General features: G+C 38.4%; 9 protein-coding genes. 8 read left to right on the plus strand and 1 reads right to left on the minus strand.

Annotated elements, in window-relative coordinates; translation table 11 throughout:
• The first annotated feature begins 36 nt into the window (after positions 1 to 36).
• From B7C41_RS07450 to B7C41_RS07460, 3 genes are all read left to right on the plus strand, one after another.
• Positions 37 to 2,340, plus strand: a complete 2,304-nt coding sequence (locus B7C41_RS07450; RefSeq protein WP_085298165.1) for a TonB-dependent receptor — start codon at positions 37 to 39, stop codon at positions 2,338 to 2,340.
• 291 nt (positions 2,341 to 2,631) lie between these two features.
• The gene (locus B7C41_RS07455) at positions 2,632 to 4,383 is read left to right on the plus strand and encodes an amidohydrolase (RefSeq protein WP_211279498.1); all 1,752 of its coding nucleotides are present in this window, start codon (positions 2,632 to 2,634) and stop codon (positions 4,381 to 4,383) included.
• Between the two features lie 60 nt (positions 4,384 to 4,443).
• On the plus strand, positions 4,444 to 4,818 hold the full coding sequence (locus B7C41_RS07460) for a hypothetical protein (protein WP_143764324.1): 375 nt from the start codon (positions 4,444 to 4,446) through the stop codon (positions 4,816 to 4,818).
• A 202-nt stretch (positions 4,819 to 5,020) separates the two neighbouring features.
• Here the strand turns inward: B7C41_RS07460 and B7C41_RS07465 are convergent, their stop codons facing one another.
• Positions 5,021 to 6,607: an isocitrate lyase gene (locus B7C41_RS07465; RefSeq protein ID WP_085298168.1), complete on the minus strand. Its 1,587-nt coding sequence runs from the start codon at positions 6,605 to 6,607 to the stop codon at positions 5,021 to 5,023.
• A 331-nt stretch (positions 6,608 to 6,938) separates the two neighbouring features.
• On the opposite strand from B7C41_RS07465, the gene B7C41_RS07470 reads away from it, so the two are divergent.
• From B7C41_RS07470 to B7C41_RS07490, 5 genes are all read left to right on the plus strand, one after another.
• On the plus strand, positions 6,939 to 7,874 hold the full coding sequence (locus B7C41_RS07470) for a LysR family transcriptional regulator (protein WP_085298169.1): 936 nt from the start codon (positions 6,939 to 6,941) through the stop codon (positions 7,872 to 7,874).
• 23 nt (positions 7,875 to 7,897) lie between these two features.
• Entirely contained in the window at positions 7,898 to 8,281 is a 384-nt protein-coding gene (locus B7C41_RS07475; RefSeq protein WP_085298677.1) for a CidA/LrgA family protein, read from the plus strand.
• Positions 8,278 to 8,991, plus strand: coding sequence for an LrgB family protein (locus tag B7C41_RS07480; RefSeq protein WP_085298170.1), 714 nt, complete (start codon positions 8,278 to 8,280; stop codon positions 8,989 to 8,991). Before B7C41_RS07475 ends, B7C41_RS07480 begins: the two co-directional genes overlap by 4 nt.
• Positions 8,992 to 9,371: 380 nt before the next feature.
• Positions 9,372 to 11,552 carry a malate synthase G gene (locus B7C41_RS07485; protein WP_085298171.1) on the plus strand — a complete coding sequence of 727 codons (2,181 nt, stop codon included), beginning with the start codon at positions 9,372 to 9,374 and terminating at the stop codon, positions 11,550 to 11,552.
• A 376-nt stretch (positions 11,553 to 11,928) separates the two neighbouring features.
• The gene (locus B7C41_RS07490) at positions 11,929 to 12,411 is read left to right on the plus strand and encodes a hypothetical protein (RefSeq protein WP_085298172.1); all 483 of its coding nucleotides are present in this window, start codon (positions 11,929 to 11,931) and stop codon (positions 12,409 to 12,411) included.
• The last annotated feature ends 333 nt before the right edge of the window (positions 12,412 to 12,744 follow it).

Consider the following 12,744-nt stretch of genomic DNA (forward strand, 5'->3'; position numbering starts at 1 on the left):
AAACAACAATAACAACGTGACGAAGAGGCTTAATGAATGAAAAACAAAAAAATATTTAAGTTATCACTGCTTGCTATCGCTACCAGCACGGTCGCTAACTTTTCTGTAGCAAATGACAAAGAATCGCTAACAGAAATAGCAAAAAATGAACAAATTGAAGTGATCATGGTTACCTCACAAAAGCGCTATCAGCGACTCATTGATGTGCCGACATCTGTTACTGTTGTTACCACCGATACTATCAATAACTCATCAGCTCAGCAGCTTGGCGATATTGCCGACTTAGTACCTAATCTTGACATGGAAGATGTCAACTCTTTCAATAATAAAGTATCAATCAGGGGAGTCGGCAGCCACTCCAGAAATATCTCTTTTGACACTCGTGTTGGGGTATATCTCGATGGTGTTTATTTAGGCCAGTCGCCTGGCTTAAATCAAGAGTTAATGGACATTGAACGCATAGAAATATTACGTGGACCACAAGGATCACTATTTGGAAAAAATACAGTTGCTGGTGCTATTAATATTACCACGCTTAGGCCTGCTGATAATTTCGAAGCAAAAGTAAAAGTGCGCGTTGGCAATTATAATGCTCAACAAATTAATGGTTATGTTAATGCCCCTATCAGCGATGATGTATTTTTAAAAGTCAGTGCTAACTCTCTAAAACGCGATGGCTTTGTTGATAACTTACATCCCGACGCACTCGGCGATGTCGGCGATAAAAACAATCAAAGCTTTCGCGCACAATTGCTCGTTGAAAGCATAGATAACCTATCATTAATGTTAACCCTTGACGGCAGTTCAGCTGATGAAACACCTCTGTTTGGCGAGCATCTCACCGACTCTTTAGGCCTTATCCCTGTCGAGGCTGGTGCAGCTGGTATTCGTACTACATACAATGACTTCCTACCTAGCGAAGACCGGGATAGCTCAGGTATTTCTTTAGAAGCTATTTATGATTTTTCTGATGGTAGCTCATTCAAGTCGATCACCGCACAGCGTGATGTGAAGCTAAATTTTATAATGGATTTGGATTACAGCTCGCTTAACATATTTAGTCTAGATTACACTGATGAATATGATCAATTCACCCAAGAGTTTCAATATACTTCTAACTTAGGTGGAAAAGTCGAATTTATTCTTGGCGCCTATTATTATCAGCAAGACAGTTTCACTGATCGATCAAGTATTCCGGGTGATAGAGACACCATAATTAACCTTTTTGATAATACCTTTTTAGCGGCAAGTTTAGCTGGCGCAGGCTTATCGACCTTTGAGGGCACGCCTTTTGAAGCGTTATATCCTCTTGGCGAAAATAATCATATCGGCACTGTAGACACGCAAAGCTACGCCTTGTTTACCAACATTACCTATGATTTTTCAGCACAATGGCAAATGAGCTTAGGCATGCGCTGGGGAGAAGAAAGTAAAAAAGTCGATTGGTCCACCGACGGTACTAAATCAGGTTTATTTCAATTAGCGACGGCAGATATTATCGACAAAAAAATTGACTCTGATTTTTTACCTTCCATCGCACTAAACTATAATTACGATAGCAATAATGTTTTCTACGCGCGTATTGCAACAGGCAGCAAAAGTGGCGGTTATAACCTTGATTTCATTACTGCAGCCCAACTTGAAGCATTAGAGTTTGATAAAGAAAGCTCAATTAACTATGAGGTAGGTTTTAAAGGCTACAGTAACGATCAATCCCTTTCTTATACTTTTACCATGTTCAAAACAAATTACGATGACTATCAACAAACTCAATTCATCGATTTAGGTGATTCACGAACCATCATTGCAATTGCTAATGCTGCCGAAGTAGCTACCAACGGTGTTGAATTTGAGCTATCAGCGAAAGTCACGAATAACTTTACTCTTGCCCTCGCAGCAAGTTACTTAGATGCTAGCTTTGATAAATTCGAAAATGGTGGTACAGCTGATGACCCTGATGTTTCAGGCAACAGACTACCCGAGTCTTCAAAATATCAAGCGGTAATGATGCTCGATTACAGCGCAGAGATAAATGAAACTAGCCATTGGTTTACACATTTAGATATTTCCTACACTGGCGATCAATACACCACCACGAATAATGTCAAAAAGCAGAGCTTAGTTACCGGCGATGCCGTCGATTTTGGTTATCTACCATCAAGAACTGCAATTAACACTAAAGTCGGTGTAAGAAATGATGATTGGACTGTCTCATTTTGGATAAGAAATTTGGCTGATAGTGATGATATTGTCTACAGCAGAAGACAATTTTTAGGTGGTATAGATCAAGGTTGGAGTGCACCAAGAACTTATGGCATAGATGTCATTTATAACTTTTAAGCACGATCTCGATACAGCATTCGGATATAACGCGATCTAAACTGATATACATTAGCTGCAAGTAGATCATCCAGGTGTTAGATATCGAGAACTGTATTTTTAATCTGATTCAAATACTCGTTCTCCAAGAGCGATGTTTTGAATAAGCATTGTATTTACCTATGGAGTTTTAGGCCGCACATGATACAAAACCAAATACCTCCCCAAAAAAAATTGCTATATTATCCGCATAATTTGATACTTTCCGTCAGCAAACGGCTAAATTTCACTAACTATTTTTATTGCTTATGCTTGTTTATCGCTCTAGCTACACAGGCAGAAAAACCACCTAACCAAAGTCCAGCAACAGCAATAGTTTATGCCGATAAATTTTTTCAAAATGGCAATATCATTACGGTTGATGAAAACAACCCGACGGCAAAAGCCATTGCAGTTTATCAGGGAAAAATTTTAGCCGTTGGCAATAAGGAAGATATCTCTAGCTATATAGGAAGCGATACTGATATTGTAGACCTCGACGGTAAAACTTTATTACCGGGCTTTATTGATATTCATACCCATCCAATATTGTCAGCAATGATGGCGGAAACTGCTGATATTTCAGGTTTTAATCACCAAAGTCAAGATGAGGTGATCGCCAGTATTAAAGCCGCCGTTGCAGAAAAAAACAAAGGCGAATGGGTACTAGCCTACGGTTGGGATCCGGCAATTTTAAGAGATCTACAGCAGCCCACTTTGGCACAACTTGATCAGTGGGCGCCAGACAATCCACTCTTTATTATTTCACAAACACTGCACTCTGCATTCGCAAATTCGATAGCGCTTGAAAAAGCCGGTGTCGACAAAAATACTCCTGATCCTAGTGGCGGCTATTTCGAAAAAGACACTAATGGCGAGCTTACTGGCTTTATTGTTGAGGTAAATGCCATGGCAAAGTTTACTAAAGCGACACCAAAATTTCCTAAATCAGCTTATATATATTTACTTACTAAGCAGTTTGAACGCTATGCAGAAGCGGGATATACCACCATAGTTGCCCCAGGCTTACAGGCAATGTTTCCACAAGCACTAGATTCATTTCGTCAGGTTGCTGAGCATGATGACTCGCCTGTAAGAACCTTTGTTTATCCAACCCATGAGAACTTCAAGCAACAAGGTTTTCCATCAACGAAAGTAAATTTACAATTTAAAATATTAGGACCTAAATTATGGATTGATGGCTCACCATATGCTGGTGGTATGGCTATGAATCAACCTTATCTGTCAAATGATTTCACCAAAAACAAGTTAGGTATCTCGACTGGGAGCAAAGGGCATTTAAATTTCACTGACCAAGCACTGATTGATATAGTCGAACAATACCACCGACAAGGCTGGCAGATATCTGCACATGTTCAAGGGGAAAGAGCCGCAAAACAATTTCTCGATGCCGTCGCCGCTGCCCAAGACGTATTTCCAAGAAAAGATCCGCGGCACCGCATGGAGCACAATGCCCTAGTAACATATACACAATTTCAGCGTGCGTACGCTCTAGGTGTAACACCAAGTTTTTATATTGACCATATTTATTACTACGGCGACGCACTAACGGAACTGATTGTTGGTCCGCAAAGAGCAGAGCGATACATGGCGCTAAATTCTGCTAAAAAAGCAGGTCATCATGTCAGTTTACATACCGATACCCCTTCATCACCTTTAGGCGCATTACGAGCCATGCAAGTAGCAATCACACGCACTACGCGTTCGGAGCAATATCAACTCGGCCCGCAAGAAGCCATCTCTGTCGAAGACTCTATAAAAGCTTTGACCATTAATGCGGCATGGCAAATTTTTGAAGAAAAGAGCAGAGGCAGTATCGAAGTAGGTAAGCTAGCTGATTTCACCGTACTTTCTGATAACTTATTAACAACTCCTGCCATCAATTGGGCAGACATTAAAGTGACCAATACCTACGTCGCGGGTGAATTAGTAGAAAGTGATACTTGGTCGTGGAGAAAACTGTCTTTACTCAGCCAAACGGCATGGGGCCTGCTATTTAACTAATGAATAATAATCAGCAAAAAATGTACGAGTATAAAATTTATGTATAAAGTGCGGCCAATAATGAGTGGAAATAAAGCAAATTTAGTGTTTAGAATACAGTCGCTCTATTTATTTCTATCGATACTATGGAATATCATAGGACTTTGGCAAATATCACTTGGAAAACAACCCATTGGCCCTACAGCATCTTTTGCGGTAATTGCCTTACTCATAGGCATAGCCGTGTTGTTAACAATATTTCATTGCAAAAGGTGTCCAAGGTTATATATTACTCTATCAATTATTATTGTCATACTTGCTACTTCAGCCGCCATTGGCACTTTCACAAAACCTCCATCATTATGGCCTTCCGAACTTTTTCGCTATCTTGGTTTAGTAATTAACTTTGTTGGTATATCTGGCGTAGTTACATTAACTAACCTCAGAGCGACTTAAGCAATGGGTTATGACACCCATTAAATCAAGTTGAGGTTAATTAATATCAGAAATATCAACTTGCATTAGCAATACGACAAATATAAAAAAGCACTGTAATTACAGTGCCTTTTGCTTCGGTTGGGTCTGTTTTAAACACTACACATTATGTAATTACATTAAGTACAGTGCTAAATATCATTCTGAGTGCTATTTTTAACGACTAATTAAATTGGTTAGAGGTATTTTTAGCACCACCGGCTTTAAGTGCATTTTCACCTGCAAAATACTCTTTGTGGTCATCACCCATATCAGAGCCAGACATATTCTGATGTTTAACACAGGCGATACCTTGACGAATCTCTTTACGCTGTACACCTTCAACATAGCCAAGCATAGCGGCATCACCAAAATACTCTTTCGCTAAGTTATCAACTGACAATGCTGTTGTATGATAAGTAGGTAAGGTGATTAAGTGATGGAAAATACCCGCTTCACGTGCAGTATCTGATTGGAAACTACGAATTTTATCATCTGCTCTTGCTGATAACTCTGTTGCATCGTAATCAGCATTCATTAGATCTTCACGAATATAACCAGATACGTCTTCACCCGCAGCAACCATGGCATCAAACTGCTGCTGACGGAAGTTAAGTGTCCAGTTAAATGATGGGCTGTTGTTATAAACAAGCTTAGCATTCGGAATTTCTTTACGAACTTCGTTCATCATGGCAGTGATATCAGCAACGTTTGGTGTTGCGGTTTCAATCCAAAGTAAATCAGCGCCTGCTTTAATCGCTTCAATGCTATCAAATACACAACGTTCTTCACCGGTTCCTTGACGGAATTGATATAAACCAGAAGGTAGACGCTTAGGTCGAACAAGTTTACCGTCACGGTTAAAGCATACATCACCTTCAGCCATATCTGCTACGTCGATTTCTTCAACATCCAAGAAAGAGTTATAGATATCGCCTTGGTCACCTGGCTCTTTTACTACAGCGATTTCTTTTGTAAGACCAGCACCTTCAGAGTCAGTACGTGAAACGATAATACCGTTGTCGATTCCTAACTCTAAGAAAGCGTGACGTAAGGCACGAATTTTAGAATGAAAGTCTGCATGAGGAACCGTTACTTTACCGTCTTGGTGTCCACATTGCTTTTCATCAGCTACTTGGTTTTCAATTTGCAGCGCACAAGCACCTGCTTCAATCATTTGCTTAGCCATTAAGTAAGTCGCTTCAGCGTTACCAAAACCAGCATCAATATCAGCAATAATTGGAACAACGTGGGTTACATGGTTATCAATTTTATATTGGATTGCAGCCTTATCACCTTCGCTTGCCGCATCGAGTTCACGGAAAAGACCGCCTAATTCACGGGCATCAGCTTGGCGTAAGAATGTATAAAGTTCTGCTACTAAAGAGGCTACGCTGGTTTTTTCGTGCATAGACTGATCAGGAAGAGGACCAAATTCACTGCGAAGTGCCGCAACCATCCAACCTGAAAGGTATAAATAACGACGATCAGTTTTACCGTCAAAATGCTTCTTGATAGAAATCATTTTTTGTTGACCAACAAAACCATGCCAACAACCTAAAGATTGAGTGTACTTAGAACTGTCAGCATCATAGGCCGCCATATCATTACGCATAATATCAGCCGTGTATTGAGCGATCTCTAAGCCAGTTTTAAATTTATTCTGCGCTCGCATACGAGCCACTGATTCTGGATTAATAGCATCCCAAGAGCTACCAGCTTGTTCCTTTATTGCTTTAACCGCTTCAATTGCACTTTGATAATTAGACATAACACTTTCTCCAAAAGTCTTAACTGACCGTATTTATAATTTGGGTGATGTAACAAGCAATGTAAGCTGTCACACCGAACAACATAAATACTACTCCGCCAACAAAACATTTATGAAATATATAATAGTTATCACCAGCATTCACATGAAAAATAGTAGTGTAATAACTCTAAGTAATAGTTAAATTAATCAATAACTAAAGATTTCATTTGCTAATATTATTAATTTAATGGAAATTAATATTAAGCTAATTATCGAGAAATTATCTTGATTATGTCCGTCACACATGACATAAGATTAAGTTATATTTTTTTATTACATAATTGATTCTATGAATATATCGAAAATTGACCTTAATCTACTTATCTATTTAGACGTATTACTAAGAGAAAAAAATGTTACACGTGCTGCGGGTCAATTAAACATAACTCAGCCAGCAATGAGCAATGGCTTAAAAAGGTTACGTACTTTATTCAATGACCCAATTTTAGTGCGTACTTCAGACGGTATGGTACCAACAGAACGTGCGCGTGCATTAGCACCAGCGATTCGAAAGATTCTATTAGAATTAGAAGAAGCACTACAAGGTGAAGAAGAATTCAACGAGCTAAATAGTCACCGTGTTTTTCGTATCATGGCCAGTGACTATGCCGCGTCGACGTTATTACCTCGATTGCTCAAGCGTATTAACCAAATTGCGCCTAATGTTACCATCGATATAATGACCCCGAGTGACGTGACATTTCATGATGTAGAAGCAGGTAAAATCGACATGGCAATCAACCGCTTTGATGAGTTACCACAGTCTTTCCATCAAAAAACTATTTGGCGTGACTCCTTCTCTTGTTTGTTAAGTGCAGATAATCCAGTTGTTTCAAAGTTCAACCTCAATACCTACTTATCAGCAAAGCATGTCTGGGTGTCTAAAACTGGCTTTGGTGTTGGTGTTGGCATGGACCCGAAAGATGTTCAGAAATTGGGCTGGGTTGATGAAGCGTTAGCTCGTTTAGGTAAAAAGCGAGATATCAAAGTATTTACTCGTAATTACCACGTTGCCATGCAATTAGCATTGGAAGATGAATTAGTTGCCACGCTACCAACACGTGCAGCCCTAATTCATAAGTCAGACAGCAATTATACTATAGTTAAACCGCCGTTTGATATTCCAGATATTGAATTGAAAATGATTTGGAGCCCGTTATTACATCATGACGCCAGCCATATTTGGTTTAGACAGTTAGTGATTGAAGCAGCAAATGAAGGTTAAATTTGGCAAAGGAAAATACGGGCGTGAGCTTTAAGAAGTCTGAATTATTTAATGCCGCCTACAGCGTTTTTGCTTTAATAAGCTGCGTTATTGTCGGCAGGTTGCTTGCTTATTATATTCCAACGCTACCTGGCAGCTTATACGGATTAATAGTATTCACCTTCACCCTTCACTTTCGACTGTTTGACGCAGATAGAATTAAAGCGACGGTTATCTGGAGCATCAAGCATATGGGCGTATGCTTTGTTCCAGCTGGTGTTGGCATTATTAATCACCTTGATTTAATCAAGCAGCATGGCATTGCAATTGTTGCTATCACATTTGTCACAACGTTTGTATTACTCACCGCTGTAGGCTTGCATTATCAGCGCTATGAAACACATAAAAAGTCGTTATTAAAGCCATGACAGAATACTCTTTCAGCACGCTAATTTATGCTGCGCTCACCATTATTTCGACTATTGGCCTTTATCAGATTATTGCCCTATTTCAGCACAAATTTAATACTATTTGGCTACAACCTATGTTGATTACTATTTTGAGCACCATTGGTATTTTATCTTGGCAAGAGATTAGTTTTAAAGATTATTTTGAAAGTTCGTGGGCATTAAACGCATTACTTGAACCTGCCGTTGTCGCGCTTGGTTTTCCGTTATACCAACATTTAGAAACGATTAAACGCCAATGGAAAAGTATTGTTTTTGTACTATTTACTGGTGCACTAATCGCCATTATCAGTAGTTTTCTTATTACTATGGTATTAGTTGGTGATTATAGTATTTCCGTCGCACTATCACTCAAATCAGTCACAACACCTATTGCTATCGCCATAGCTGAACAGCTCGATGGTAATGTTGCCATCACAGCTTTTGCCATTATTCTCGCAGGTTTCTTTGGTGCAATTATAGGTCCGCTTTGGTTAACTTTTATTAACGTCACATCACCTAAAGCCCAAGGCTTAGCCATTGGCGCGGCAAGCCATGCTATTGGTACCTCTATCGTTAGTAAAATTAGTCACGAACATACGGCATTCGCATCTCTTGCACTGATCGTTTCTGCGTTAATTACAGCTATTATCAGCCCATTTATCATTACATTTTTAACTTCATTACTATAACGGTTACTATTTGTAGCGGTTACCTTTTGCAACGCATCCCATATTTGCATTACTTTTTTATAACATTGTCAATATTTGTTCGTTTCAAGGTGTTGTTGCAAAACACATATAATTCACATTGTGAATACCAAAAATAAAAACAAACAATAACATGAATAAAGATAGAGCTCACCTAACATGAAATCAAGATAAATACATTAATAACAATGAGTTATAAAAACAAAAAGAAGTATTAATAATAAAAACATCAATAGTACAGTGAAAAGCTCAATTCAGTGCTATTGCATCACACCGCCAAACTTTCTACATTGCAGTTACTCGTGATCATATTTGCATTCAATACGAGAAAACTTTCTTCAGACTTTCAAAACAGGTGCCCTATGACAACAAGAATTTCCATTGCCAATATGCAAGTTGCGCAAAATCTATATAACTTTATAGAATCAAGTGTTTTACCAGGTACCGAAATAACCTCTGAAAAGTTTTGGCGTGGCTTTTCTGATTTAGTAAATGACTTAAGCCCAAAAAATAAAGCCTTGTTAGCCACTCGCGAAACACTGCAACAGCAAATTAGCCAGTATCACCAAAAGCATCAAGGCGCTGCTTTTAACTTTTCTGCATACAAAAGCTTCCTAAAAGAAATAGGCTATTTAGCGGCAGATGTTGGTGATTTTTCTATATCAACGACACAAGTTGATGCCGAGCTAGCAACAATGGCAGGTCCACAATTAGTTGTTCCGGTAATGAATGCACGCTTTGCTTTAAACGCGGTGAATGCTCGCTGGGGTAGTTTATATGACGCTTTGTATGGCTCAGATGTTATTACCGAAGAAAACGGCGCGGAGAAGTCAAAGCACTATAACCCTGCACGTGGTGCAAAAGTTGTCGCTTTCGCGCGTGACTTTTTAGACCAAACAATACCACTGACTAGCGGTTCACATTGCGATGCAGAAAAATACCAAATTAGTGCTGGTACACTTACCATCACGTTAAATAGCGGCGAACTAAGCTATTTACAGAATCCTGAGTTACTTACTGGCTTAAATGGTACAAGTGATTCACCGACTGAATTATTGTTTAAACATCACGGTTTACTGTTTGCTGTTGAGTTCGATGCTAACAGCCCAATCGCGAAAACCGACCCTGCTGGCATTAGCGATATTAATATTGAGTCAGCACTGACCACTATTATGGATTGCGAAGACTCTGTCGCCGCCGTTGATGCTGATGACAAACTCATTGCTTATCAAAACTGGCTTGGTCTAAATCAAGGTACATTATCTGAAACATTTGAAAAGGCAGGTAATAAAGTTACCCGTAAAATGCAGCAAGATAAGCAATACCAAGCGCTTAACGGTGAAGAATTTAGCGTAAAAAGTAGAAGTTTGATGTTTGTTCGTAATGTCGGCCACTTAATGACCAATAACGCTATTATTGATCAAACTGGCAATGAAATTCCTGAAGGCATCATGGACGCGGTGATTACTTCGTTAATCGCCCTACATGATATTAGCCCGCAACAATCATCAACAGCACATTTACAAAATAGCCAAGCGGGTTCTATTTATATCGTAAAACCTAAAATGCATGGCCCTGAAGAAGTAGGATTTGCTAATAAGCTATTTGAACGAGTTGAAGATTTATTATCATTGCCGCGTAATACCATCAAAATGGGTATTATGGATGAAGAACGTCGCACCAGTATTAACTTAAAAGCTTGTGTACATGCAGCAAAAGAACGTGTGGTATTTATCAATACAGGCTTTTTAGACCGTACTGGTGATGAAATTCATACTTCAATGCTAGCGGGACCAATGGCAAGAAAAGCCGATATTAAACTAACTAAATGGATTTCTGCTTACGAAGATAATAATGTGGATGTTGGTCTTGCTTGTGGCTTTAGCGGTAAAGCACAAATAGGCAAAGGCATGTGGCCGGTACCTGATCAAATGGCCAATATGTTAGCAACAAAAATTAACCATGTTGAAGCTGGCGCGAATACCGCTTGGGTACCTTCACCTACCGCAGCAACGTTACACGCATTGCATTACCATAAAGTTGATGTATTTAACTTACAGCAACAACTTAAAAAACGTACGCCAGCCAATGTCGACGATATTCTAACCATTCCTTTAGCCGATAACCCGCATTGGACTGAACAAGAAATATCTGATGAATTAGATAACAATGCCCAAGGTATTTTAGGCTATGTGGTTCGATGGATTGATCAAGGTGTTGGCTGTTCAAAAGTGCCTGATATTAATGATATTGGCTTAATGGAAGATAGAGCCACCTTGCGAATTTCTAGCCAGCATATGGCCAACTGGTTACTACACAAAATTTGTTCTGCTGAACAGGTATTAGCGAGTATGAAAAAAATGGCCAAAGTGGTTGATCAACAAAATCAGTCAGATGCTAGCTATCAAGCGATGGCTACCAATTTTGATGAAAATATCGCTTTTCAAACAGCACTGGCTTTGGTGTTTAAAGGGCATGAGCAACCTAATGGTTATACAGAGCCTTTATTACATAAAAACAGAATAGTGTTCAAAGCTAAATAGCAATCACTGTTAACTAACGTTAAAAGATCATTAAATCATACTTTAATGATCTTTTTAATTATGGTGTAAGTAAAACACTCACAAGAGCGATCTCCTCTTAGTGGCATCTCACAAAAAATTAACGTTACTTAAAATTAAACACCTACCAATAAAAGTTATTCCTTTACCAACGACAACGACAAATTAATTTTAAAAATAAAGCTGTTAAAGTCACTATCGTAACAATTCAATTTTTTGCTATTGGTCGGATAAATTAGTCACTTTACCTTATTGCTGTCGCACAAACATAGGATCCAAACTATTATTGATTTGTAACATGATGGTACACTTGTTACATCAGGGAAAGGTTTAGCATAAATATCGATGAGGAATACAAATGAACAGAATAATTAAAGTTAGTTTAGTTAGCGCTATTTGTGTTATCACAGGGTTATTTGGTTCGTTATCATATGCGGCACCAGAAGTGAATAATGACACTATTTATTCAATTGTTGTGAAACAAAATACAGCGATGAATAGTAACGCTAATAATATTGCTCATAACTATGCTTTCTCTCGTATTACTAACAAAACTTTTGGTGCGTTTAAAAAAGCTAACTTACCATCTTTTCCAAGTACCATGCGTCAGCCTTTACAGGGTATTCAAGTAGTAGATTTTGCTCATATAGTTCCGAATACTCTACAAAAGAAAAATACTATCTTTGAGTTTGCTGCAAAATTTAATGATAAATTGCAGCAAATATTAGCTATTTTTGATTTTTCGTCAACTAAAAAAATGACAAGTAAAGATAATATTAAACAATCTGGAAAGGTTTTATTGAATAAAAATATAGACACTTGCTCTAGCAATAAAAAGTAGTTTTATTGCTAAGAAAACATCTTATATCTCTTATGGAAAATGATGGTTATTTGGTTAATACACCAGATTTAATATCACGACAAAAAACTGCCTCATATTGCCACTAACACTCTATTTTAAACACAAAGCAGATTTATTAAACCTAGCTAAAAAGCTTAACCAGCTATCAACAACTTGTAAACTTATGCCTAGTAAGTTCTAGTTTATACATCCATATCAGCACCTAGATATCAACTCTCAGATAAAGCAATAACTGTCGATACAATTAATACTGAGTTCAGAAAAGGCGTTTTTAGCAAACTACAAACGATATCAACAACCTATTGCTATCGC

The organism is Cognaticolwellia mytili (assembly GCF_002104475.1).
GTDB lineage: Bacteria > Pseudomonadota > Gammaproteobacteria > Enterobacterales > Alteromonadaceae > Cognaticolwellia > Cognaticolwellia mytili.